The sequence below is a fragment of the Microvirga lotononidis genome (genome assembly GCF_034627025.1).
Lineage (GTDB): Bacteria > Pseudomonadota > Alphaproteobacteria > Rhizobiales > Beijerinckiaceae > Microvirga > Microvirga lotononidis.
Genome location: NZ_CP141048.1, coordinates 2,358,108 through 2,382,414, shown reverse-complemented (window position 1 = coordinate 2,382,414; position 24,307 = coordinate 2,358,108). Strand labels below are relative to the sequence as shown.

Here is a 24,307-nt window from a genome sequence, read left to right as displayed (position 1 = left end):
GCGGCAAGCGGGGGAGCCTTCATGTTCGATCGGACGGCCGCCGAGGCCATGCTCGAAAGCGTCTTCGCGCCATGGGTGCAGGCGCTCGATCTCTCCATCGAGAGCCTCGACAAGGAAAGTGCGACCTTGCGCATGCGGTTCTCCGAAAAGCTCTGCCGCGACAACGGCGTGATCTGCGGGCAGGCCCTTATGAGCCTCGCCGACACCGCGATGGTGTTCGCCGTGTCCTCCGCTGCGGGCGCCTATCGGCCGATGACGACGGTCGACCAGACCATGCACTTCCTGCGCCCTGCGGCGAATGCCGACGTGCTGGCGGACGCGAAGGTCATCCGCCTGGGCCGCACCATGGCCTTCGGCAGCGTGACGCTCACCACCGACGGCGACTCGCGGCCCGTCGCGATGGCGCAGCTCGCCTATGCGCTGCTCGGCTGAGGGCGGGTAGAGGCGGCGATCGTTTCATGTCATGGCCAGGCCTGTCCCGGCCATCTCGATCAATTGAGGCGCGGCGTTTCCCGTGATCGGGATCACCGGCACGAGGCCGGTGCCGACGTGGGAGGGAAAACCTTGTCGATCCGCCCGCTCAAAACGGCAGCGCCACGCTCGTCTTGATCTCCTTCAGGACCACGTTGGTGCGCACATAGCGGATGCCCGGCAGGCGGAACATGAACTCGTCGAGGAAAGCATTGTAGGCCTTCATGTCGCGCACGACGACGCGCAGGTGGTAATCGGCGTCGCCCGTGGTGGCGAAGCACTCCATCACCTCGGCGCGCTCGGTCACGCGGGACACGAACTCGTCGACGAATTTCGCATCATGCCGTTCGAGCGAGACGTGCAGGATGGCCGAGGTGGCGAACCCCGCCTTCTCCCGGTCGACCAGGGCCGAATAGCCCACGATCACGCCGGTTTCCTCGAGCGAGCGCACGCGCCGCCAGCAGGCCGAGGTGGACATGCCCACATCCTCGGCGAGTTGCTGGTTCGTCGTGCGGCCCTCCTTCTGGAGCTGCGCCAGAATATGCTCGTCCTGCCTGTCCAACATGGCGCCGCTCTCCCTGGTAGCCTCTTCCATTTATAACGCCTGTTTCCGCGACATCTACCGCACGTTGCCGCCTTTCGGGAAGGAATAGGAAACATCTACCAGCCGTTCGGGATTATTCTGGAGATCAACGAAGAATTCGCCCTGCTTCGGGAGGAAGCTGATGAAAAGCGTTCCGTCACTCGATTTCTATCAGCTCGCCGACCGCTATGCCCGCGAGACGGGCCGGGTGTTCCTCACCGGCACCCAGGCCATCGTCCGCATCGTGCTCGACCAGGCCAAGCGCGACAGGGCGGCGGGGCTCGACACCGCCGGCTTCGTGTCCGGCTATCGCGGTTCGCCGCTGGGCGGCGTCGATCTCGAACTCTGGCGCGTGAAGGAGCAACTGAAGGCCAACCGGATCGAGTTCCTGCCCGCCGTCAACGAGGATCTCGCCGCGACGGCGGTTCTCGGCTCGCAACAGGTCGAGACCAATCCGGATCGGCAGGTGCAGGGTGTGTTCGGCCTCTGGTACGGCAAGGGCCCGGGCGTCGACCGCTCGGGCGATGCGCTCAAGCACGGCAACGCCTATGGCTCTTCGCCCCATGGCGGCGTGCTGGTGATCGCCGGCGACGATCATGGCTGCGTGTCCTCCTCGATGCCGCACCAATCCGACGTCGCCTTCATGAGCTGGTTCATGCCGACGCTGCATCCGGCGAGCGTCGGCGAATATCTCGAATTCGGCGAATACGGTTATGCGCTGAGCCGCTTCTCCGGCATGTGGGTCGGCTTCAAGGCCGTCTCCGAGATCGTCGAATCCGGCGCCTCCGTCGAGCTGCATCCGCCGCGTCAATTCCTCGAGCCCGATTTCACGCCGCCGCCCGGCGGCCTGCATTATCGCTGGCCGGACCTGCCGGGGCCGCAGATCGAAGAGCGCATGGAGGCGAAGAAGCACGCAGTCTATGCCTTCGCCAAGGCCAACCCGATCGACCGGCGCATCTACGACATCCCGAACGCGAGCTACGGCATCGTCACGGCCGGCAAGGCGCATCTCGACCTGATGGAGGCGCTGCGCCTCATCGGCCTCGACGAGGCCGCCTGCCGCGCGCATGGCATCGACATCTACAAGGTCGGCATGGTGTGGCCGCTCGCCCTTCACGACGCGCTGGAATTCGTGAAGGGCAAGCGCGAGATCCTCGTGATCGAGGAAAAGCGCGGCATCATCGAGAGCCAGTTCAAGGAATACTTTTACGACTACCCGGGCTCGAAGCCCGAGCGCATGGTCGGCAAGCACGACGAGAGGGGCGAGCGGCTCATCCCCTGGACGGGCGAGCTTTCACCTCGCTTCCTCGCCGGCGTTCTCGCACAGCGCCTCGACCCGATCTTCCCGGATCTCGACCTCGCGGGGCGGGCCGCCGCGCTGACGCCGGAACCGGAGCGCGTGATCACTGTATCGGGTGCGACGCGCACGCCTTACTTCTGCTCCGGCTGCCCGCACAACACCTCGACCAAGGTGCCGGAAGGCTCGAAGGCGCTCGCGGGCATCGGCTGCCACTTCATGGCGAGCTGGATGGATCGCGAGACGTCGTCCCTCATCCAGATGGGCGGCGAAGGCGTGAACTGGGCGGCGTCATCGAAGTTCACCGGCCAGGGGCACATCTTCCAAAATCTCGGCGAAGGCACCTATTACCATTCCGGCTCCATGGCGATCCGGCAGGCCATCGCGGCCGGCGCCAACATCACCTACAAGATCCTGTTCAACGATGCGGTCGCCATGACGGGCGGCCAGCCGGTCGACGGGCCGGTGAGCGTCCAGGCCATCGCGCACAGCGTGCGCGCCGAGGGCGTGTCGCGCATCGCGCTCGTGTCGGACCATCCGGACAAGTTCGCCGCAGCCGACCTACCGAAAGGCGTGACGATCCATCCGCGCGAGGATCTCGATGCGGTGCAGAAGGAGCTGCGCGCCATCGCCGGCGTCACGGTGCTGATCTACGAGCAGACCTGCGCGACGGAAAAGCGCCGCCGCCGCAAGCGCGGACAGATGGAAGACCCGAAGCGCTTCGCCTATATCAACGACCTCGTCTGCGAAGGCTGCGGCGATTGTTCGGTCGCATCCAACTGCCTGAGCGTCGAGCCGAAGGAGACGCCGTTCGGGCGCAAGCGCAAGATCAACCTCTCCACCTGCAACAAGGACTTCTCCTGCCTGGATGGCTTCTGCCCCAGCTTCGTCACCGTGGAAGGCGCCACGCGCCGGGCGAAGACCACGAGCGGCTTCGATGCCGCCGCGCGCGCCGCGTCCCTGCCGTCCCCTGCCCTTCCCGAACTCTCGAAGCCGTTCGATCTTCTCGTGACGGGCGTCGGCGGCACGGGCGTCGTCACCATCGGGGCGCTCATCAGCATGGCGGCGCATCTGGAAGGACGCGGCGTGTCGGTCCTCGACTTCACGGGCTTCGCACAGAAGTTCGGGCCGGTGCTGAGCTTCGTCCGGCTCGCGGCGAATCCCGATGCGCTGCATCAGGTGCGCATCGATCAGGGTGCGGCCGACGCGCTGATCGGCTGCGATCTCGTCGTCAGCTCCTCGCCTAAAGCCTCGGGCACCTATCGCCACGGCACGCGCGCCGTGGTCAACACCGCCGAGATGCCGACCGGCGACGTGGTGCGCTTCCGCGATGCGGATCTCGCCAGCCGGACGCGGCTTCGCGCCATCGAGCGCGTGATCGGCGCGAGCAACATGGCGACCCTCGATGCCAACGCGCTTGCCGAGACGCTGCTCGGCGACACAGTCTATGCGAACGTGATGATGCTCGGCTTCGCGTGGCAGCAGGGTCTCGTGCCGGTGTCGTTCGAGGCGCTCTCCCGCGCCATCGAGCTCAACGGCGTCACGGTCGAGCGCAACCGGCAGGCTCTCGCCTGGGGCCGGCTCCTCTGCGCCGCCCCCGACGTCGTTCATCAGGTTGCGGGCGACGAGCCCGAACAGGTCGAGACGCTCGATCAGGTGATCGCCCGGCGGGTCGCGTTCCTCACCGATTACCAGAACGCCGCCTATGCGGGCCGTTTCGGGTCCCTGGTCGCGCGTGTGCGCAAGGCCGAGAGCGCGCTCGGGTCCGAGGCGCTGACCGACGCGGTGGCGCGTTCGCTCTTCAAGCTCATGGCTTACAAGGACGAATACGAGGTCGCGCGCCTCCACATGGAGACTGGCTTCCTCGACGAGCTGAAGCGGCAGTTCGACGGCGACTTCACGGTGCATTACCATCTGGCGCCGCCACTCCTGCCCGCGAAGCGCGATGCGCGCGGCCGCCCGCGCAAGCGCAGCTTCGGTCCCTGGCTCCAGACGCCCCTGTCCGTCCTCGCCAAATTGAAGGTGCTGCGCGGCACTCCGCTCGACGTCTTCGGCTACACGGCCGAGCGGCGCATGGAGCGGGCGCTCATCGGCTGGTACGAGGCGCAGATCGACAGGATTCTCGCCGCCCTCGGCCAGCGGTCCTTCGCCGACCTGCTCGCCATCGCCAAGGCTCCGATGGACATCCGCGGCTATGGCCCGGTCAAGGATACGGCCATCCATCAGGTGCAGGCGCATGTCGAGAAACTGTGGGAACGCGCATCGTCGGCATCGGAGATGATCGACAGCCGCGCCCCCCGGGCCGTTCGGGCTTGAGGGCCCACTCTCCACCCGCACGTCATCACCGGCCCTGTGCCGGTGATGACGATTGTTTGAGGCACGGCGCGTCTCCGGCTTGAGAGGGCCGGCACAAGCCCGGCCATGACGTGGTGGGCTGTCAGAAGCGCCTAAGAAAAGAGAACTCGCCGACCGGCCTCAGGAATCCTGGCTCACCCCGCCCTGCGCCGTCGCCATGACCTGCGTCAGAGCCGCCACGAGATCGTCGGGCAGGATGGGCTTGTGCAGGAACGCCGCATTGGGCGGCATGTCGCCGGGGCCCGGCCCGGTCTTGCCGGAAATGACGAGCACCCCCACCTCGGGCCAGCCCTGCCGGACGAGGCGCGCGAATTCGAAACCGTCGATGGAGCCCGGCATGTCCACATCCGTGAGAACCGCAGAGATGTCCGGACGGGACTTGAGCACCTCGAAGGCCTCGTCGGCATCCTGAGCCTCGACGACCCAGAACTCGGCCTCGCGCAGAATATCGACCTGGGTCAGACGAACCAGCGGTTCGTCTTCAACCAGGAGCACAACCGGCTGTTTGACAATTCTGCGATGGGGTTTCATGCACGTTCAAACGGGCTTCCTCCGATCCGGTTCCCACGGCTCGCACAAGCGTGAGCTTGTCCCCTGTCCGTCATGGCCGGGCCTGTCCCGGCCGTCCGGATCCGGAGACGCGCCGCGCCTCAAGCAATCGGGATCACCGGCACAAGGCCGGTGATGACGTGAGGGAGATGCACGACATTGCCGGGCCTGAGAGCCCTCAGGAGCGCCGGGCCTTCGCCGTCAGCTGCTTGATGCGGTCGACCACATCCTGGGATGGGTAGGGCTTCTTCAGCAGCGGGCCGGCCTCGCACAGGGTCGCGGCGATGTCGGCCGAGCGCTCCGCCCCTGAGGTGAGGATCACCTGGGTCCCCGGCTTGTTGGTTCGGATCCATCGTGCCAGCCCGAAGCCGTCCATGGTCCCGTGCATTTCGACATCGCTGAATACCACGTCGACGGAAACCTCCGGCGATTGAAGGATCGCCACGGCCTCCTCAGCGTTCACGGCCTCATGGACCCGGTAGCCGCATTCGCGCAGGTAATCCGCGATCACAAGGCGAATCAGCACTTCGTCCTCGACCACGAGGACCGTCGGGAGAGGGGTTTCGGCATCGGCCGTGATGTTCGTCGATAGGGTGCTCACGGCTTCCTTAACCGCTGAGCTTCCGTCCTGGTTCCCTTCCTGTTTTCCGTCCTGGCATCCCGGCGCCTCAGGCAGGCTCGGGCCAGTTGAGGCTGCGCATGACGAGGCCGACCACCTCGGACGGGGGATAGGGTTTTCGCACGAGGGGACCGAGGCTGCCCGGCTCGATGTCGCCGTCCGCGGAGGCGAAGATGATCCTCATGGGCTTCTGCCGGGCGCCGGCGAGACGGGCGGTCTCCGGGCCGCTTGGCGTCCCCGGCAGGTCGAGGGCGATGAACAGGAGATCGACCCGGACGGCGTCGATCACCGTCAGGGTTTCCTGGGCGGACCCGGCTTCCAGGACCCTGAAGCCCGAGCCCCGCAGCTCGTCGCTGACGAGGCAGCGGACCCTGACATCGGCTTCGGCGACCAGGATGGTGGGAGGTGTCCGGCGTGGGAGGACCGTGACGGATGCAGCGTTCATTCTTGCCCCTGACGCGATACAATACGCGGACAACGTGCATCCGTCCCAAGGGTTCTCCCACAAATTCGCGCCGTTTTCCGTCGACTGGCTGGCCTGAGGGGGCGGATCGGTCTATTAAGGGTCGCGTTTCGCGTCCCTTGCTCCTTCACCGTACGTTGGCCTCTTGTCCGATCCGAAACCCATAGGCGTCATTCTCCTGGTGGAAGACGAGCCGCTCGTGCGGCTGGTGGCGGCCGAGATTCTCATGGAGGCGCATTTCCGCGTGATCGAGGCAGCCGACGCCGAGGAGGCTCTGACGGTCCTGAAGGCCGAGATCTGCGTCGACGTCCTCCTGTCGGATGTCGAGATGCCGCCCGGCATGGACGGTTTCGAGCTCGCCTGGCAGGTCCATCGGATCAGGCCCTGGATCGGGCTTCTCATCGCGTCGGGCCGGCAATGGCCGCGGGAGAACGATCTGCCGCCGGGAGCCGTCTTCCTGGCCAAACCTTATTCGCAGGCAACCCTGCTGTCCCATGTCCGGGCCGCAGTCGAGACGGCCAAGGCCGCCCGGGCCCGGACGCAGAACAGCACGGGCGACGCAGGAACGCCCGTGCCCAGGACCGCCTGAGCGCGGCGGTCTAGGCCGCCCGCACTCCCTGGAGGAAGCCATCCACCTCCCGGCTCAGCGCGTTCGAGTTGGCCGCCAGCTCGCCCGCCGCGGCGAGCACCTGAGACGCGGCCGATCCCGCATGGGTCGCGGCGCCCTGGACCTGGACGATGCTCTCGCTCACGTCCTGCGTGCCCCTCGCCGCCTCGCTGACATTGCGCGCGATCTCCTGCGTGGCCGCCTGCTGCTCCTCGACGGCGGCCGCGACGCTGGTGGCGATCTGATGCACTTCCTCGATGGTGAGGCCGATGTCCTGGATGGCCTCGACCGCATCCTTGGTCGATTGCTGGATCTGGTGGATATGCGCGCCGATATCCTCGGTCGCCCGTGAGGTCTGGTTGGCGAGTTCCTTCACCTCGGCGGCCACGACGGCAAATCCCTTGCCGGCTTCGCCTGCCCGCGCCGCCTCGATGGTGGCGTTGAGCGCCAGAAGGTTGGTCTGGCTCGCGATCGTGTTGATCAAGGCGACGACCTCGCCGATCTTCTGCGCGCCGTCCGCCAGGGTCTCGACCAGCGCGTTGGTCCTGCGCGCGTTCTGCACGGCGCGGGCCGCCGCGACCGAGGTCTGCGACACCTGCGAGCCGATCTCGTTGGACGAGGCGGCGAGCTGCTCCGCCGCCGCCGCGACGGCCTGCACGTTGCTCGAGGTTTCTTCGGCCGCCGCCGCCACCGAGTTCGATTGCTGGTTCGTCTGCTGCGCGGTCGACGCCATGGAGCGGGCCGTCGCCTCCATCTGCTGCGCGGCGACGGTCAGATGCTGCACCAGGCCGCCGACGCTGCCCTCGAAGCTTTGGGCGAGCGCCATCATGTCGATCCGACGCCGCTCCGCCGCCTGCTTCTCGGTCTGGGCCTGCGCATGACGCAGGTTCTCGGCCTCCTGCATGGCACCGGCGAAGACCTGCGTCGCCTGCCAGATATCGCCGATCTCGTCCTTGCCCGCCTTGGCCTTCGGGAGGTCGTAGTCGCCCGACGCGAGCCTGCGGATGGCCTCCGTCACGCCCTTCAGGGGCCGGGCGATCTGGCGGTGGCCGACGAGCCAGCCGATCAGCAGCGCAAGGACGGTGCCGGCGAGCGCGATCCCGACGAGGAGCATCAGGCGCTGGTCGTAGAGTTCGGCCGCATGCCGGTTGACAGCCTCGATCTCCTCGCTGCCGCGCTTGGTCAACGCATCGATGCTGACCTGGAAGGCCTTGCGGTTGGCGCGGTTCGCGTCGTTGTTGCCCTGCGCATTGGCGGCGGCGGGCGAGACCTCGTTGCCCAGGCGGACAGTCTCGGAGCGGAACTTGCCGAACTCCGCCGCATCCCTGACGACCGCATCGAACAGCGCCTTGCCGTCGGCTGGAACGATCGGCTGCCATTCCTTCAGCAGCCCGTCGATGTCCTTCAAGGTGGCGAGAAGCCCGTCGCCGAACTTGCGCGCCTCCGCGTTGTCCTTCGACGCATAGATGCCCCTGGATTCCATCACCACCTGGGTCACGAGTCGGTTGAGGCGCTCGCCGTAAAGGGCGCGCGTGGCCGCAAGCCGAACATCGTCGACGGCCTGGTGATAGCTTTGCAACGTATTGATACCGACGGCGGCGGTCACGACCGCAACAAGGCTCAGGGCCGCCACAAGCGCGAAAATCTTCGTCCTAATTTTCATGATAAACCTCGGGCGGTCGAAGCCGCCGCAACATCTTCCGACGACGATCATCGTATCGCCCGGTGGCTTGCGCGAGGCTTGCTCTCGAGCTGTTTCCACGGGCGTGGAATCATCTCTCTTCTTTGCGGAGCCGCATTTTTGGCGAACCGGATTCACTTCGCCGAAAAACGCTCTAGCCCTTTGGAGGTATACAGCCAAGTTTGACGGGGTGAAGTGACGAATTCTTAAGCATAAGCCCATACGCATGGTGGCACGTGGTTCTCAACGTGGCGGTTTCCATGGGCATTCGGTTCGACAAGGTTTTGGAGCAGGTGGCCAGGGCTGGAAGCGCCAGGGAACATGTCTCCACGGCCGAACGCCGGGAGCGCAAGGTCCAGCGCATCGAGGACTCGATCCGCGCGCGCGAGGCTGTCGGCGACCGCATCGTGATGTGCCTCGGCTTGGCCCTCACGCTGTCGGCCATCGGCCTGCCGGTCTACGCCCTGCATTTCAGCGAAAGCTACACCTATCTCACCAGCGCCGTGGCCGACACGACCATCGGCAAGGCCGTCACGCGCACCGTGGACCTGAACCCCGCGACGACGGGCTCACTGGCGAAGAAGGATCTCGAACTGAGCGCAGGCCACAAGGTCGCCACGACCCAGAGCGCCAACCGAGGCCCGCAGTTTCAACGCTACGTTCTCCACCGGGCCACGGGCGAATCCGCCCTGATCGAGGGCCCCGACGGCATCTGGTGGGTCACGCCCGGAATGACGCTGCCGGGCATCGGACAGGTCATCTCCATCGAGCGCTCCGATGCCGGCTGGGTGGTCCTGACCACCGAGACCATGATCACGCAATCGCCTGCGCGGGCGTCGAGCTGAAGAGCATAGGGCGCGCCGTCACGCGCCTTGCCCCGCATCACTGCAGGAACGGATAGCGGCGTTTCACGAAGAGCCGTCGCTTATTTCGTCGCGGTCACGACCGGCGCCGCCTGGTTTCCGAGCCAAACCCAGTCGGCGCTGTCCGACCCTTCCCGCTTCACATAGCGATAGCCTGTCTGCTGCCAGGGCAGAACGGCGTTGCGCTTGTTGTCGAGGATGTAGTCGCCACGATCCGTCCGGGCCATGAGAACCGCATGCCCCGCGCCGAGTTCGTCGATCACCACGGTCATGCGCAAGGCCCGCTGCGGCAGGCCGGCCTGCGTGAGACGACGGCGCTTCAACAGCTGGATGTCTTCGCAATCGCCCATGCCGTCATCCGGATAATCCCAGCGATCCGCGACGCCCCAGTGATCCTGGTCCGTGACCGGCACGATTTCCCTGTTCACCTGCTCGTTCACGTCGACGATCAGCTTCCAGGTCGCCTGATCGAGAACGATGGTGTCGGGCTCCGAGGGATTGTACGCGCATTCCCGCGGCAGCTGCGCGCAGAATACGATCCAGGCCGGCGTCGGCCCGGCGGCCCCGACGGCGAAGAGCGTGTCGCCGGACGCCCGCGTGGCGAAGTGAGGAAAGTCGAACGCCGATCCGGCTCCGGCCGTGCCGGACAGGACAAGGGCCGCGAGACCTGCCGAAGCGAAGAAGCCACGAAGGCGTTTACTACGCCGTCTTGAATCTCTGAAAGTAATCCCGCACATGCCCCGCACCTGTTCAGTTTTATTATTTTCAATAAAGCTGTCAGCAGCGGATGCCCGGCGCAAGCGCGAACTTGCCGCAAGATCACGAACGGCCCGGCACTGTTGACTTCCAGCAACAGAACAAGCGATCGCTGCTCTCGACCTCTTCGAATGAAGAGGAAAAGATCAGTCGTGAGGCAATGCCAATACAATCATGTCTATGTCAGCGCAGGGTTTGCATCTCAAACCGATGAAGCGACCCGTGCGGCAAATGCGGAGAAACTCGTCTGCAACGTCGCAGACGAGCATCGCGCCTTCATTCGACGCATCCGCGGGCGGCGGCTTGAATTCTTTCAGGACCGGCCCTGCACCAGGCTCCGACTTCTGGCCCAATGCCTTGTTCTTGCGGACGACATCATGAGGCGAATGACGGGCATTCCAATCAGCCCGACCAGGGATGCTGCGACGACCGGCACCAGTACGACTGCCACGGATATCTCCTCATCACTCGGAGGTACTCCTTCAATATGAAGCAGAAACCTTGCCCGAAACTGACGTTACCCGATGCGGCCCCGGCAGCCGCGGTCGATGATTTACTACGCTGGCAGGAAACACTTCTTCCGCTTCGGATCGCCGATATAGTGCATGCTCGACACGCGTTTAGTTCGGCCTGGGGGATTGTCTTGAGAATGCTCTTCGCAACACTTGCGGTTGCCGTCGGCGCGGGCGGCTGCGTGCCGGCCGTCCAAGAACCCCTCGCCCTTTCATGCTCGGACTATATTGGCAAACCCATATCGGCGCGCATTGCGGCCTGGGGGCCGCCAAAGACGGTCTACCGGATCAGTCCGACCCAGGTCGGCTACATCTTCGAGAGCAGACAGAGCGCCTATATCGGCGGGGAGCCCTATTATACGGTGAATTACCTGATCGGCGCCGACAAGCACCATGCGCCTGTCCGCAAGGTGACGACCATCTGCAGCGGCGTCTTCATCGTGAACGCGCCCACCGATGCGGTTCCGGTCGATGAAAGGATCGTCGTGAACGTGGTCTCGGCGAAAGGCTAGAGCATCGAACGCAAAAGTGGGAACCGGTTTTGCGTGGAAAGATGCGTCAAGCCAGAAAGGCTAGAGCATCTTCCGGCCACGTTAATCCGGTTATTCCTGAACAGTGCGGCTCATCAAAATAAGAGATGGTTCCCCGCAATAAGAAGCAGCTCTGGATCAGAAGCCCCCGCGCCTGAGCTTCGTGATGCTCATCATCAGGTCGACGCTGATGCCTGCTGATTCCGTCGGATCCGAGAACAGGGTCAGCACCGGTGCGACCTCCTCGAGAGTGGAATTGTTCATGTCCCACATGGCGGAGAACCGCTGGATCAGCTTGTCGACCTTCTTGGGATCCTGGAAATCTTTGACGTTGATGTGCTTTTCCAGGTTGCGGACCTGCAGATCGATGCTGGCCTTGGATGCTTCCTTGGGAATGTTGAACGTCGTCTGCATGACCGTCAGAAGGCCCTTGTCCGCCAGCAATCCCATCGTCGAGGTGACGCTGGACGCCTTGCGCTTGAAGTAGAGAGCAAGCCTCACGCCTTCGTTCTGCTCGCCCTCCTTGTTCTCAAGCGTCTGCTGATAGTACTTGCTCACGGCTTCCGTGGTCGCGCTGGCCTGAGAGGTCGCCTTGTCGCCCTTGCCGGCGAAGTCGAACGCCTTGGCGAACTCCTTGTAGCGCGGGTCGACGAGCTTGTTCGCCATGCTCTTGGTATCGGCAACACCCTCTGTGAGCACCTTCTTCATGAAGGCCTTGGCGTAGATCATGTCCCCAAGGCCATAGGCCTTCATGGCGTAGCTGAAGAGACGGTAATCCTTCATGAACTCGTCGACGGTCTTCACCTTGGAGATGTTCGCCAGGTAGTAATCGGTATCGCGCTTGACGATGGCGTCGTTCTGGGTGAGCGTCTTTGTCAGCGCCGTGTTGGTCTGCAACATCTGGTAGCGGGTCATCGTGCTGATCATGGTTCACTCCTTCGGCTCGTATGGCCGCGCCGCTCGTCAATCCTTCGCCGTTGCGATGGTCCGGCAATCCTTCGAGAACCGCTCTGCCACCGCCTGGGTCTCGCCGGGATCGAGGTAGAACTTCACGCTCTGCGGTTCGAGGCGGAAATTCGCAAGTTCCACAATAAGCGTCTGCGCTGTCGCGAGGCTTGCGACGAAGCCCATGACCTGGTCCTCGCCGCGCAATTGCCCGTAGCGGTCGCGGTAAACCCAATGGGACACTTCCGGCGGACGTTCATCCAGCCAGTAGACCGTGCTCCGCCCCCGGTTGTCGCTGGGCCCGAGATAGGCCTTCTGCATCACGGTGGCCGCGACGGCCACCTGCGACGGCTCGTCTTCTCCCGTCACCTTCGTGCAGGAGAACCAGAGCGAGCTTCCCCCCTCCCCCCTGATCTGTGCGAGCGCGCGGCTCGGGGCGCCGCTCTGGTCGGTCTGGAGGGCATAGTTCCAGGCCCGGAGCGCGCCTGTTGCGGCGGTGGCGGACAAGTCGTGCGCTGCCGCGCCCAGCGAGCAGGCGACAACGAGGGCGGCTATACGAGGAAGGGCGTTCAACATGGCTCAGCGTTCCGCGAGCAGACCGAAAAAGAAAGCCCCGCCTTTTGCAAGACGGGGCCTCGTTCTCACCGATCAGGAGGCTCTTACTGGAAGAGCTTCAGGATCATCTGGCTGTTCTGGTTGGCGATCGAGAGCGACTGCACGCCGAGCTGCTGCTGCGTCTGCAGAGCCTGGAGGCGGGTCGAAGCCTCGTTCATGTCCGCGTCGACCAGGGTGCTGACGCTGTTCGTCATTGCTTCGCCGAGGGCGCTCAGGAACTTCGACTGCGCGTCGATCTGGTTCTTGGCGGCGCCGAGCTCGGTGGCGAAGTTACGGACCGACTCAAGGGCCGTTTCCACTTCACCGGCCACCGTGTCGACGAGCGTCTGAGCCGTCGCACCCGTGCCGGTGATATTGATGGCGTTGACAGCCAGCGTGCTCGCGCCTGCCTTGTTCAGCACGCCCGTGCCTGCGCCGGCCGCGACACCGCCGAGGTCCGTCAGATTGACGTTGATGGTCTTGAAGCCGCTGCCGGTCGTGCCGCCGGACCAGCCAGCCGCCAACTTGATCTGATTGCCGGCAGCCCCCGCATCCATGTCGGAGACGGAGTTGTCGAGGAGGTTCACGCCGTTGAGGGCCGCGTTCTCCAGAACGCCGTCGAGCTCGGCACCGAGCTTGGCCAGCGAGGTGTTGATGGCGTCGAAGTTGTCGTCCTTGACGTCCTTGGCCTTGGCGAGCTCGACCTTGATCTTGTCGATGGTGGCGATCAGGTTGTCCATCGCCGACGAAGCGGTGTTCAGCAGATCGCTGTTCTGCTTCAGCGTGTCCTTGATGGTGTTGATGACGCTGTTGTCGGTCTTGATCTGGGTCGACACCGACCAGTTGGTGGTGTTGTCGGAGGCCGACGCCACCTTGAGGCCGGTGGAGATCTGGCCCTGGGTCTTGTTCAGCGCGTTCTGCGTGTTGGCGAGGTTGCGCAGGGCGGTCAGGGCGGAGGCATTGGTGAGGATGGAAGCCATGTGTATGTTCCTTGAATGATGAAGCGAGTTCAGGGAATGTCGGAATCTAACCGACCCAGCGGAGTGGCATCATGCCTCGAGGAAGTTCGATCCGCTGTTCACATGCATCCGGGCTTGAACCGATAAAGTGGAGCGGCGTCATGCCGAGCCGAAGTAGAGGCTCTCCACAGTGCTGTCTTAGCGCGTCCGATCGATGTCTCGATCTGTCGTCGCGTCCATGCCCTTTGAATAGCGACGCCCTTTCTCCGCGTCAAGGATAAAAATTAAACTTAATGAGGCCTAGGAGCATATTTACTTTTCGTTAACTTTTTACGCAACGCTTCCCGTAAGCACAACCGCACAATCGCGACAGTAAACAGCAACTGAATACTTGCACTCGGCCATCTCACACATGATTTGGGCCCTCCACGCGCGAAACGAAAAAGGCCCTGCCTCTCGCGAGGCAGGGCCTTCATTTGGTGATCTTTGAGGCTCTTACTGGAAGAGGCGCAGGATCATCTGGCTGTTCTGGTTGGCGATCGAGAGCGACTGCACGCCGAGCTGCTGCTGCGTCTGCAGAGCCTGGAGGCGGGTCGAAACCTCGTTCATGTCCGCGTCGACCAGAGTGCTGACGCTGTTCGTCATTGCTTCGCCCAGAGCGCCCAGGAACTTCGACTGCGCGTCGATCTGGTTCTTGGCGGCGCCGAGCTCGGTGGCGAAGTTACGGACCGACTTCAGGGCCGTTTCCACGTCCTTGGCCATGTTGTCGACGAGCGTCTGAGCCGTCGCACCCGTGCCGGTGATCTTCAGGGAGTTGACCGCCTGGGTGCTCGCGTTCGTACCAGCCGCAGTCAGCGCGCCAGCGGCGGAGCTGCCGAGGTCCGTCAGATCGACGTTGATGGTCTTGAAGCCGCTGCCGGTCGTGCCGCCGGACCAGCCGGCCGCCAACTTGATCTGCTTGCCGGCAGCCCCACCGTCCATGTCGGAGACGGAGTCGTCGAGGAGGTTCACGCCGTTGAGGGCCGCGTTCTCCAGAACGCCGTCGAGCTCGGCACCGAGCTTGGCCAGCGAGGTGTTGATGGCGTCGAAGTTGTCGTCCTTGACGTCCTTGGCCTTGGCGAGCTCGACCTTGATCTTGTCGATGGTGGTGAGCAGGTTGTCCATCGCCGACGAGGCGGTGTTCACCAGGTCGCTGTTCTGCTTCAGCGTGTCCTTGATGGTGTTGACGACGCTGTTGTCGGTCTTGATCTGGGTCGACACCGACCAGTTGGTGGTGTTGTCGGAGGCGGACGCCACCTTGAGGCCGGTGGAGATCTGGCTCTGGGTCTTGCTCAGGGCGCCCTGCGTGTTGGCGAGGTTGCGCAGGGCGGTCAGGGCGGAGGCATTGGTGAGGATGGAAGCCATGTGTGTGTTCCTTGAATGATGAAGCGAGTTCAGGGAATGTCGGAATCTAACCGACCCAGCGGAGTGGCATCATGCCTCGAGGAAGTTCGATCCGCTGTTCACATGCATCCGGGCTTGAACCGGTAAAATAGAACGGCGTCATGCCGAGCCGAAGTAAAGGCTCTCTATAGTGCTGTCTTAACGCATCCGAATTCGGATTTCTCTTTGCGTCTGATCCTATTCATAGAAGATCACTCCGCTTGACGTCAAACAACAACGGCACCTCCGCCGGCCAATCCCTGCGTTTACCTTAACGATTGTTTGATCGCTCAGTCGAGGTGGAGCATTATAGTTAACGGATCCTGTCCCTGTCGGGACTAGCGGGACCGCAAAGAAAAAGGGCGGCTCCGCGGAGCCGCCCCTCTCTTTTCTCACGCTGGATCGCCCCTCCCCTTCCGGGGCCTTCGCCTCCTACCGCATGCCCATCGCCCGCTGGGTCGGCGTCGCCGCCATCGCGGGCGTCTTCGCGTAGAGACCGCGGTGAGCCGGATCGAGCGTCAGAGCGTCGGTCACGCCGAGCACGGTCTCGGAGGCGCCGAGCAAGAGCGAGCCGTCGGCCGCCATCAGGTTGGCGATCCGGCGCAGGACGTCAGCCTTCAGGGCGGCATCGAAATAGATCAGCACGTTGCGGCAATAGACGATGTCGAAGGATCCCAGACGGCTGAAATCCTCGAGCAGGTTGAGATAGCGGAAATCCACCATCGCCCTGATCTCGGGCGAGATCTGCCATTGATCCCCGGTCTGCGTGAAGTACTTCACGAGGAGGCGGATCGGAAGGCCGCGCTGGACCTCGAACTGGTTGTAGAGACCCACCTTCGCCTTCTCCAGGACTTCCGTCGAGATGTCGGAGGCGACGATGTCGATGTGCCAGCCGGGCATCCGGGCAGATGCCTCCTTCAGGATCATCGCGAGCGAATACGGTTCCTGTCCGCTCGATGCGGCCGCGCACCAGATCCGCAGCCTGCGGCTTCCCGCCCGCTCCTTCAGGTACTTGGGCAAAAGGACGTCCTGGAAGAGATCGAACGGCGTCTTGTCCCGGAAGAAGAAGGTCTCGTTCGTCGTCATCGCCTCGATGGTGGCCTTTTCGAGCGCCATGGCGCGGCCGGCCCTGATCTCGCGGATGAGGTGCGAGAGGCTCTCGAGCTTGAAGCGCGTACAGACGGAGGAGAGACGGCTCTCGACGAGATAGCGCTTGTCCGGCGACAGCGCCAGGCCCGACCTGGCCTTCAGGAACACGCGCAGGGCTTCGAATTCGGCTTCGGTCATGTCGAAGCTCCGGTGATGAGGCCTTTCAGCGAACGGCCGATGGATTCCAGCGGAAGGACCTCGTGGGCGAGGCCCGCCTTCACGATGCTGCCCGGCATGCCCCAGACGATGCTCGTCGCCTCGTCCTGGGCGATCACGGTCGCACCCGCCTTCGAGAGAATGCGCGCCCCGTGCGTTCCGTCCGAGCCCATGCCTGTCAGGACGACGGCCAAGGCGGACGCGCCGTATATGGCGGCGGCTTCGCGGAACAGGACGTCGACTGCCGGGCGGCAGAAGTTTTCGGGCGGTCCGTCATTGAGCCTGATCGCAACCTTGCCTCCGGACGAGACGACACCCATGTGCCGCCCGCCGGGCGCGACGAGGATGGTTCCGGGAGCAACCGCATCGCCATCCCGCGCCTCCCGGGCGGGAAGGGACAGAAGCGTCTGGAGATGATCCGCGAACACAGCCGTGAACATCGCCGGCATGTGCTGCACGATCAGCACCGGGATTCTCGACAGCGCCGGCTTCATGTCCAGGAGAACGCGCTCCACCGCCCGCGGGCCGCCCGTGGACGAGCCGATGAGCAGGCATTGCGGCTTCGTGCTGCCGGGCCTCGGGATCGCCGCCGGTGCCGGCGACACGACCTTGGGAGCGGGTGCCGCGGAGAATCGCGGCGTCCGGGCTTTTGTCTCGCTCAAGGCGCGCATCTTCTCGACGAGCTCGCGCCGGAATTCGTTCGCAGCCCCCGGAGCGCGCGCACTCTCCGGCTTCGCCAGATAATCGACGGCGCCGAGAGAGAGGCACTTCAGGGAGATCTCCGCATTCCTCTGGGTGAGGGTCGAGATCACGATCACCTTACTCGCCGGATGGGCCTTCAGGATGAGCGGCAGGGCTGCGAGGCCGTCGATCTCGGGCATCTCGAGGTCGAGCAGGATGATCTCGGGCTTCGTGCGGGCCGCCGCATCGACAGCCATGCGGCCGTTCGAGGCCGTCGCGACGATCTCGAATCCGCCGGCTTCGGTGAGCCAGCGGCCGATCATGCCGCGGATGACGGCGCTGTCGTCCACGATCATCACACGGGTGATACGTCCGGGAGCCGGACTTGCCTGGGTTACAGGGGAGAGAGCCATGACCTCACGCCGAATGTGATGCCGGAAGAACGCCCAGCTCTTGGAATTTCGCCGCGAGAATGTCCCTATCGAAGGGCTTCATCACATATTCGTCCGCGCCTGCTTCCAGTGCGCGCGTGATATGGTCGAGACTGTTCTCGGTCGTACAGAAGACGACCTTAGGCATCCGACCTTCCGGCGTGGCGCGCAAGGCCTTCAGGAAGCTGTAACCGTCCATGACGGGCATGTTCCAGTCGAGGAGGATCACATCCGGCATCTCGGTCCGGCAGGCTTCGAGACCCGCCTCGCCGTTCTCCGCCTCCGAGACGCGGAAATCGAGGCTCTCGACGATGTCGCGGGATACCTTCCGGATCACGCGGGAGTCATCAATGATCAGGCAATAGTTCATAAAATGTCTTTCCAGGCCTCATCGCCCGGCCGCTTTGGAATAGGCGTGGGCGCTACGAACGGATGTCCGACTTGTCGACGAAGTTGAAATTCTCGACCAGGATCTCCTTGACGATCTCCGCCCCCAACCGCTTGTTGATCTTCTCCCGGACACTGGCGATCATACCGTTCACGTTGTATCGGGAGAGTTTTTTGAAATCGAGCGTCTCATCGGCATAGACGTGGCGGAAGATCTCGTCCTGGATGAAGGCTTCGGGAGGAACGGAGATCTCGCGCAGGGTCTTGGCGTCGGCCGTGAAGACCAGGTTCGCGACCACATAGCCCTGCACCGCCCCCTCGGCGACGACCGGAATATTCATCGCGGGCAGCTTCTTGTACTGCAGCCCTTCGTAGTTCCCCTTCTCCTCCGTGGGAGCCTTGCCGACGGTCCAGGTCACGGCCGCATAGCAGGATGCCAGCGTGACCGCGCAGACCCAGAAGCCCGCCATGACGTTCTTCATCATGCGCCGAAGCCCGCCTTGTTCATGTAGGCCGAGTACGTGCTGTCGGACTCAGCCTTCTGGATCGCATTCGAGATGATGCTCGCGACTTCCTGCACGGCCTGCATGTGCCGCTGAAGCATGTCCTGGTTGGTCTCGATCTTGGCCTGGAGATCCTGCAGCCGCTTCGTCGCTTTCTGGTCCAGGGCGTGGACGTCCGCCGTCCGGACCATTCGGCTGATCTCGAGAAGGCACTGGCTCTTCCGCCGGTTGAACTCTTCAAGGTTCGACAGATCCCGCGCCATGAGGGCTGCGGTTTCCTGATCCAGGGTTTCTTCAAGCCGATCGAGGGACTTCATCAGCATCATGTTGCTTCCTGTTTAAGGGCGATGGTCGAACGCCATCCTCGTCATGTCGTCTGGGGTCAGACCTTGCCGGAAAACGATGCAGGGGCCGGAGGGACGCGTATATCGGATGAACGTCCGGTGTCCTGCGCATCGAGAAGCCGCTTCGCGATTCCGATGCCGCCCGCCTTCGAGATCTGTGCTCCGATCTGCTCGGCCATCATGGATTTCCAGATGGAGCCCGCATTTCCCTTGCCGTAGGTATTCTCCGCATCCTTCGGCAGCATGGACTCCACGAAAGTCTGGAGAATATAGGCTTCGAACTCCTGATGCGCCTTCTGGGCTCTTGCCGTACCGGCCGACTCGGCGTCATTGCGAAGCGAATTCCGCAGCGTGTAAATATCGGCGCCGGGTGCCATCAGAGGCTGGCTTGCCATGGACTTCATGGCGTCGTCGAAGCTCGCCCCATCCAGGGCCGACGCGCCGTCGAGAAGCTTTTGGGCCGCGGCCTGATAGCGTGCGGGGTCCGCAGCCCTGGCGACGTCGTTGATAATATCTGAGGGCGGGCTGATCGCCATCTCGCATCTCTCACATTTCAGACTTGAGACGAGGTTTAACGCGGCTAGCTTACGGGAAGCTTGCGCCATCGCCTTTCGCAAGCAGCTCGATGATGGAGGCGAGGTCCTTCTTCTCGCTGTCCCGGCGCTCTTGGTCCTTGAGTCCGGAGAGCATTTTCTCCGCCCGCTTCGCCTGCATGGCCTTGTCGACGGCGACGGCCTTCTGCGTCACCTTGGCCTTTTCGACGACGCCCGCCTGCGATGCCAGTCCCTGAAGGCGCTTGGCCGCGACATCCACGAAGAGGCCATGGAGCGTCTCATGGTCGTTCATCGTTTGGATCAGCGTCTCCTGTGCGAGCTTGAGCTCGGATGCCTTTCGCTCCAGCTGGGCGAGTTTCAGCTCGGCCTCCTTCTGCAGGTGCTGCTGCACCTGCAGGATACGGTCGATCTTTCGGATTCTCTGCTTCATCCGATCTATCCGTCCCGAAGCCAGGTCGAGAACGACTCCATGAACAGGAGCACGTAGTCGCTTGCGGCGAAATAGATGATCAGCAATCCACCGAGCATGATGAAAGGCGTCGCCAGGAAGTAGACCGGAATCTGAGGCGTGAGCTTGTTGGTGAGCCCGACCGCCAGGTTGACGATGACGGAATACAGGATGAACGGGCTGCTGATCCGGAGCGCCAGCACAAAGGCGATGCCGATCTGGTCGACGAGCTGCGTCAGGGAGAGATTCATGCCCAGCCCTTCTCCGACCGGCAGCCTCGCGTAGGAGGCGATGAGCCCTCGGAAGAACTCCCAATGAAGGTCCGACATGAAGAGAACGGCTGTCGCCACCATCATGATGAAGGTCGTGATCGGCGGAAGAGCCTCCGCTTCGTCGATCGGCGTCCCCGGCATGCCGCCGAGGCTCAGGGCCATCGCGACGGCGTTCAACATGGTCTGCAGCGCGAGGAAATAGACACGGCCCAGAAGGCCGATCAGGAGGCCCGTCAGAAGTTCCTTGCCGACATAGAGGAGAACGGCCGCGGGAACCTGCGAGGTGACGCCCGCCTGGACTTTCTCGAGCAGCACCGGCGCCAGCGCCAGGCTGGTCGCCAGACCGATGAAGAGCCGCACATGCATCGGGATCCGGTTGCTCGAGAAACCCGGGGCGATCATCAGGCATCCGCCGATCCGGCAGAAGATCAGGAAGACCGCCAGAAGGGTCTCGGGCGTGACTTGGTTCACGAAATCGTCCCGAGCGAGTTGACCTCGACGCCCCGGGCGATTTCCAGATGCGACAGGACAGGCAGGGACGAGAACATGCGCTCGATGATCATGCGCACATAGGGGCGGGCATCCGGCGCGGTGACGACGGCAAAGGTCTGGACCTGCCCCATGCGCGTCTTGATGGCGTCCGACGCCTCGGCGCCGAACTGCTCCACAAGACGGGGATCGATGTCGAACTCGACCACGTCGCCCTTCGCATCACGCTTCAGGCTCTGGTGGAACGCGATATCCCATTTGTTCCCGAGCCTCAGAACATTGAGGGCGCCTCCCTCGGCGAGATCGCCGCAGATCTGCTGGGCGATGCGGACACGCACATGCTCCACCAGCTGCTCGGCGCGGCGTGCGTGGGGGGCGATCTCGGCGATCGCTTCCAGGATCAGGCTCAGGTTGCGGATGGACACGCGCTCGGCCAGTAGGAGCTTCAGGACGGATTGAAGGCCGGAATAGGAGATCTGCGAGGGGCAGATGTCGTCGAGCAGGCGCTTATACTCGGAATCAAGGCCGTCCAGGAGATTGCGCACGTCCTTGTAGGACAGGAGCTGAGGCAGGTTGTTGCGGATCACTTCGCTCAGATGCGTGAGGAGGACCGAGGCTCCATCCACGGACTGGAAGCCCTGCCGCTTGATTTCGCTCATATAGACGTCCGACACCCAGAGAGCCTTCATGCCGAAAGCCGGCTCGCGCACCTCGTCTCCGGGAACGTCGGGGACCGGTCCGTCGCCGAGCACGACGAGAAGATCGCCGGGGCGGATCTCCTGGGTCGCCACGACGGTTCCGTGGATTTTGATCTGGTAGCTCTTCGGCGGGATCATCAGGCTGTCGGAGAGCTTCACGTCCGGGAGAACGAAACCGTAATCTTGGGCGAACTTCTTGCGCATCTTGCTGACGCGGTGTGCCAGGTCTCCGTGCGAGGTCGCAAGGTAGGATGCGAGATGCTTGCCGAGGCACAGCTCGATCTCGGCGAGCTTCAGGGTTTCTTTGACCGAGTCGCGTGATTCCAGGAGATTCTTCTGCTGCTCCTGCGCCAGCTTGGCCTGGGCCTTCGCCTCCTGCTCCGCCCTTTGCTTCGGGATCGAATAGGCGATGAAGCTCATGCAGCCGCCGAGCACGAGGAACGGAATCATCGGCAGGCCGGGCACGATGGAAAAGACGAACATCAGGGCTGCGGCCACCATGAGGGCCCGCGGATAGGCGCCGAGCTGCCCGAGCACGGCCTGCTGGGCCTGCCCCCTCGTTCCGCCCTTCGAGACCAGAAGGCCTGCGGCCAGCGAGACGACGAGAGCCGGAATCTGGCTGACAAGTCCGTCGCCGACCGAGAGCTGGACGAAGACATCCGCCGCCTTGGACAGGGGCATGCCGTGACGCGTGACGCCGATGACGATGCCGCCGAAGATGTTGACCGCGATGGTAATCAGGCTGGCGACGGCCTCGCCGCGAACGAACTTCGAGGCACCGTCCATGGAGCCGAAGAAGGCGCTTTCCTCTTCGAGTTCTCGACGCCTCTTCTGAGCCTCCTTCTCGTCGATCAGACCGGCGGACAGGTCCGCGTCGATGGCCATCTGCTTGCCGGGAATGGCATCGAGGGTAAAGCGGGCCCCGACCTCGGCGATACGGGTCGCGCCCTTGGTGATGACCAGGAAGTTGACCGTGATCAGGATGATGAAGACGACGATGCCGATGACGAAATCGCCGCTCATCACGAATTGGGAGAAGCCGCTGATCACATGGCCCGCGGCATCGACGCCCTTGTGGCCGTCGGACAGGATGAGGCGGGTCGACGCGATGCTGAGCGCCAGTCGCAACAGAGTTGCGATAAGCAGCACGGTGGGAAAGGCCGAGAATTCGAGAGGCTTCTGAATCCAGAGCGCCACCATCAGGATCAGGACGGACAGCGCGACCGAGAAAGCGAGCCCCATGTCGATCGCCATCGGCGGAATGGGGAGAAAGAGAATGGCAAGGATGCCGACAACGGCGCCGGCGAATGCCAGATCCCTGCCGCGCCCCTGGGCTGTAACTTCGCTTGCTTCCATGTGCCTGCCAGCTCAACGGATGAAGGATGAAACTGACACATGAACCATGAAGCTTGCGCGAGGGTCGCCGGCCCGGCATCGATCAGCGCGGAAGGCTAAATCATTCTTCAGTCCCGTGGATCCGCTTCACCGTCGACACGTGCGACCCGGCAATGACAGGTGGTGATTCCACGCAAGCGGAACCAACTCTAGAAGCCCGTTACGATCTTGCCGTAGACCAGTTCGGTGAAGGCAAAGATCTGCGATCCGACGAAGGAGCCGGTCACGAGGGCCACCACTAGGATGGCGATGATCTTCGGGATGAACGTGAGGGTGACCTCCTGGATCTGCGTCAAGGCCTGAACCAGGGCGATGACGATGCCGATGATCATCGCTGCGGCGACGGCCGGTCCCGCGGCGATGATGACGGTCCAGATGGCTGCCCGTACGAGCTCCAGGGCATCGACTTCGTTCATCGTCAGCTCACAATGACGCCCGGGCCCAGAAGAATCTGTTCCCCGCTGGTCAACTTGGCGACGGCACCCTCGCTGACGATCGTGACGGACGTCACCTGGCCGGAGACCTTGCCGTCGGCCGTCGAGATCGTGCGGCCGATGACGCTGTCGGCCTGGGAGAGGGCCGACGAGGCCAGAAGCGCATCTAGTTTGGAATTGCTCTTCACAGTCTGCTCGACCTGGGAGAAGGTCGCGAGCTGGGCCATGTAGTCGGTCGACTTCATGGGCTCGGTCGGATCCTGATTCTTCATCTGAGCCATCAGCAGCTTCAGGAAGTTGTCGTAGCTCGCCGTCGAGGACGTGGCACTCGTCGCGGCGCGCTGCGCCCCGACAGGGCCGGAAACGGAGGAGACATTCATGATGGGACTCCTGATTTATGCCGCTTGGACGGCGGCTTCCGCCGCGGCGGATGGGCGAGCCTCGACCGGCTCGAACAGGGTTCGGATGAGCTTGAGCGCCTCGAAGGTCCGATCGGCTTTCACCAGATCGCCCACCTTGCCCAGGGTCTCCTTCACCACGTCGTCGATGGCGACTTCGACCAGGGCGTCGTGCAGCTTGCGGAAGGCACCCATCACCTTGCCGGCTTCCTGAGGGTTGATCAGGAGGGATTGCACGACGAAATAGAGCTGACGCATCGGCGTCGTCGCCTCCGTCACCTGGAGCACGTGGCTCTCCAGGAGGAAGCGCGCTTCGTTCAAAAGGCTCAGCGTCACCTTCTGGCTGACCGTCAGGACGGCGCCGTTGATGAAGATGCGCTCACCGGCTTTGAGGGAGAACCGCATTTTGGCTTTCATTTCAGGCCCTCCTGAATCATGGCGTTGATATCGATCAGCGCAGTCAGATTGTTGTGTTCACCGCTGGCGACGCGGCTCGTTTCCCGCATCACCCAAAAGCCTATCGAGATGAGCTGCGCCTTGAGCTTGTCGGGCAGATCGTTGTCGGGATGCGCGAGATCCTTGACGAGGGACGTCCACAGCTGCTGGAGGAATTCCAGGGCCTTTCTCATCTCGGGAGATCTGGAAGGCAGGCCATCTGCGGCCTTCAGAAGCCCAATCGCCTGCCCGAAGACTTCATATTCGCGCTGCCGGCATTCCCTGGGAGCGTCTTCGACGACTTCTGCATACGAGAACCGATACATC

28 protein-coding genes are annotated in these 24,307 nt (G+C 63.3%); 5 read left to right on the top strand and 23 right to left on the bottom strand.

Translation table 11 applies throughout. The features are described from left to right. The first annotated feature begins 21 nt into the window (after positions 1–21). Positions 22–432, top strand: coding sequence for a PaaI family thioesterase (locus U0023_RS11300; RefSeq protein ID WP_009493064.1), 411 nt, complete (start codon positions 22–24; stop codon positions 430–432). A gap of 148 nt (positions 433–580) precedes the next feature. Here the strand turns inward: U0023_RS11300 and U0023_RS11295 are convergent, their stop codons facing one another. After that, positions 581–1,036 carry an Lrp/AsnC family transcriptional regulator gene (locus U0023_RS11295; RefSeq protein WP_009493065.1) on the bottom strand — a complete coding sequence of 152 codons (456 nt, stop codon included), beginning with the start codon at positions 1,034–1,036 and terminating at the stop codon, positions 581–583. 160 nt (positions 1,037–1,196) lie between these two features. On the opposite strand from U0023_RS11295, the gene U0023_RS11290 reads away from it, so the two are divergent. After that, the gene (locus U0023_RS11290) at positions 1,197–4,667 is read left to right on the top strand and encodes an indolepyruvate ferredoxin oxidoreductase family protein (protein ID WP_009493066.1); all 3,471 of its coding nucleotides are present in this window, start codon (positions 1,197–1,199) and stop codon (positions 4,665–4,667) included. Between the two features lie 159 nt (positions 4,668–4,826). Here U0023_RS11290 and U0023_RS11285 read toward each other — a convergent pair whose 3' ends face one another. The 3 genes from U0023_RS11285 to U0023_RS11275 all read right to left on the bottom strand — a co-directional run bounded on the left by U0023_RS11285 (position 4,827) and on the right by U0023_RS11275 (position 6,319). After that, a complete protein-coding gene (locus U0023_RS11285) occupies positions 4,827–5,237 on the bottom strand; it encodes a response regulator (RefSeq protein ID WP_009493067.1) in 411 nt (136 codons plus the stop codon). 196 nt (positions 5,238–5,433) lie between these two features. Next, positions 5,434–5,856 (bottom strand): response regulator, encoded by a 423-nt coding sequence (locus U0023_RS11280; protein WP_009493068.1) that lies wholly within the window; start codon positions 5,854–5,856, stop codon positions 5,434–5,436. 67 nt (positions 5,857–5,923) lie between these two features. After that, positions 5,924–6,319: a response regulator gene (locus tag U0023_RS11275; protein WP_009493069.1), complete on the bottom strand. Its 396-nt coding sequence runs from the start codon at positions 6,317–6,319 to the stop codon at positions 5,924–5,926. Between the two features lie 163 nt (positions 6,320–6,482). On the opposite strand from U0023_RS11275, the gene U0023_RS11270 reads away from it, so the two are divergent. Beyond that, entirely contained in the window at positions 6,483–6,926 is a 444-nt protein-coding gene (locus tag U0023_RS11270) for a response regulator (RefSeq protein WP_009493070.1), read from the top strand. 10 nt (positions 6,927–6,936) lie between these two features. Here U0023_RS11270 and U0023_RS11265 read toward each other — a convergent pair whose 3' ends face one another. Further along, positions 6,937–8,607 carry a methyl-accepting chemotaxis protein gene (locus U0023_RS11265; protein WP_009493071.1) on the bottom strand — a complete coding sequence of 557 codons (1,671 nt, stop codon included), beginning with the start codon at positions 8,605–8,607 and terminating at the stop codon, positions 6,937–6,939. A gap of 278 nt (positions 8,608–8,885) precedes the next feature. Between U0023_RS11265 and U0023_RS11260 the strand changes: the two genes are divergently transcribed. Beyond that, positions 8,886–9,470 (top strand): hypothetical protein, encoded by a 585-nt coding sequence (locus U0023_RS11260; protein WP_009493072.1) that lies wholly within the window; start codon positions 8,886–8,888, stop codon positions 9,468–9,470. 80 nt (positions 9,471–9,550) lie between these two features. On the opposite strand, the gene U0023_RS11255 is transcribed toward U0023_RS11260, so the two are convergent. Then, positions 9,551–10,225 carry a transglutaminase-like cysteine peptidase gene (locus U0023_RS11255; RefSeq protein WP_009493073.1) on the bottom strand — a complete coding sequence of 225 codons (675 nt, stop codon included), beginning with the start codon at positions 10,223–10,225 and terminating at the stop codon, positions 9,551–9,553. Positions 10,226–10,893: 668 nt separating this feature from the next. Here U0023_RS11255 and U0023_RS11250 point away from each other — a divergent pair. After that, complete coding sequence (locus U0023_RS11250; RefSeq protein WP_040639261.1) at positions 10,894–11,268, top strand: hypothetical protein; 375 nt, start codon at positions 10,894–10,896, stop codon at positions 11,266–11,268. Between the two features lie 156 nt (positions 11,269–11,424). Here the strand turns inward: U0023_RS11250 and U0023_RS11245 are convergent, their stop codons facing one another. The 17 genes from U0023_RS11245 to flaF form a co-directional block, all read right to left on the bottom strand. Further along, a complete protein-coding gene (locus U0023_RS11245; protein WP_009493075.1) occupies positions 11,425–12,213 on the bottom strand; it encodes a DUF1217 domain-containing protein in 789 nt (262 codons plus the stop codon). A gap of 36 nt (positions 12,214–12,249) precedes the next feature. Then, entirely contained in the window at positions 12,250–12,807 is a 558-nt protein-coding gene (locus U0023_RS11240; RefSeq protein WP_009493076.1) for a hypothetical protein, read from the bottom strand. An 83-nt stretch (positions 12,808–12,890) separates the two neighbouring features. Then, the gene (locus U0023_RS11235; protein ID WP_009493077.1) at positions 12,891–13,805 is read right to left on the bottom strand and encodes a flagellin; all 915 of its coding nucleotides are present in this window, start codon (positions 13,803–13,805) and stop codon (positions 12,891–12,893) included. A gap of 474 nt (positions 13,806–14,279) precedes the next feature. Beyond that, complete coding sequence (locus U0023_RS11230) at positions 14,280–15,188, bottom strand: flagellin (protein ID WP_009493078.1); 909 nt, start codon at positions 15,186–15,188, stop codon at positions 14,280–14,282. A 450-nt stretch (positions 15,189–15,638) separates the two neighbouring features. Beyond that, the gene (locus U0023_RS11225) at positions 15,639–16,493 is read right to left on the bottom strand and encodes a CheR family methyltransferase (protein WP_009493079.1); all 855 of its coding nucleotides are present in this window, start codon (positions 16,491–16,493) and stop codon (positions 15,639–15,641) included. Further along, complete coding sequence (locus U0023_RS11220) at positions 16,490–17,605, bottom strand: protein-glutamate methylesterase/protein-glutamine glutaminase (protein WP_009493080.1); 1,116 nt, start codon at positions 17,603–17,605, stop codon at positions 16,490–16,492. The genes U0023_RS11225 and U0023_RS11220 overlap by 4 nt, the downstream gene beginning before the upstream one ends. Positions 17,606–17,609: 4 nt before the next feature. Next, positions 17,610–17,993: a response regulator gene (locus U0023_RS11215; RefSeq protein WP_009493081.1), complete on the bottom strand. Its 384-nt coding sequence runs from the start codon at positions 17,991–17,993 to the stop codon at positions 17,610–17,612. A 52-nt stretch (positions 17,994–18,045) separates the two neighbouring features. Then, complete coding sequence (locus tag U0023_RS11210) at positions 18,046–18,495, bottom strand: hypothetical protein (protein ID WP_009493082.1); 450 nt, start codon at positions 18,493–18,495, stop codon at positions 18,046–18,048. Then, entirely contained in the window at positions 18,492–18,839 is a 348-nt protein-coding gene (locus U0023_RS11205; protein ID WP_009493083.1) for a magnesium transporter CorA family protein, read from the bottom strand. The genes U0023_RS11210 and U0023_RS11205 overlap by 4 nt, the downstream gene beginning before the upstream one ends. A gap of 56 nt (positions 18,840–18,895) precedes the next feature. Beyond that, entirely contained in the window at positions 18,896–19,393 is a 498-nt protein-coding gene (locus U0023_RS11200; protein ID WP_009493084.1) for a rod-binding protein, read from the bottom strand. 49 nt (positions 19,394–19,442) lie between these two features. After that, a complete protein-coding gene (locus U0023_RS11195) occupies positions 19,443–19,841 on the bottom strand; it encodes a hypothetical protein (protein WP_009493085.1) in 399 nt (132 codons plus the stop codon). 5 nt (positions 19,842–19,846) lie between these two features. Then, entirely contained in the window at positions 19,847–20,602 is a 756-nt protein-coding gene (gene fliR / locus U0023_RS11190) for a flagellar biosynthesis protein FliR (RefSeq protein ID WP_009493086.1), read from the bottom strand. Continuing rightward, entirely contained in the window at positions 20,599–22,674 is a 2,076-nt protein-coding gene (flhA, locus tag U0023_RS11185) for a flagellar biosynthesis protein FlhA (RefSeq protein WP_009493087.1), read from the bottom strand. The genes fliR and flhA overlap by 4 nt, the downstream gene beginning before the upstream one ends. Positions 22,675–22,862: 188 nt before the next feature. Next, the gene (locus tag U0023_RS11180) at positions 22,863–23,129 is read right to left on the bottom strand and encodes a flagellar biosynthetic protein FliQ (RefSeq protein ID WP_009493088.1); all 267 of its coding nucleotides are present in this window, start codon (positions 23,127–23,129) and stop codon (positions 22,863–22,865) included. A gap of 2 nt (positions 23,130–23,131) precedes the next feature. Then, positions 23,132–23,527: a flagellar hook assembly protein FlgD gene (gene flgD, locus U0023_RS11175; RefSeq protein ID WP_009493089.1), complete on the bottom strand. Its 396-nt coding sequence runs from the start codon at positions 23,525–23,527 to the stop codon at positions 23,132–23,134. 15 nt (positions 23,528–23,542) lie between these two features. Further along, entirely contained in the window at positions 23,543–23,962 is a 420-nt protein-coding gene (flbT, locus tag U0023_RS11170) for a flagellar biosynthesis repressor FlbT (RefSeq protein WP_009493090.1), read from the bottom strand. Further along, the gene (flaF, locus tag U0023_RS11165) at positions 23,959–24,306 is read right to left on the bottom strand and encodes a flagellar biosynthesis regulator FlaF (RefSeq protein ID WP_009493091.1); all 348 of its coding nucleotides are present in this window, start codon (positions 24,304–24,306) and stop codon (positions 23,959–23,961) included. The genes flbT and flaF overlap by 4 nt, the downstream gene beginning before the upstream one ends. Position 24,307 lies beyond the last annotated feature (1 nt).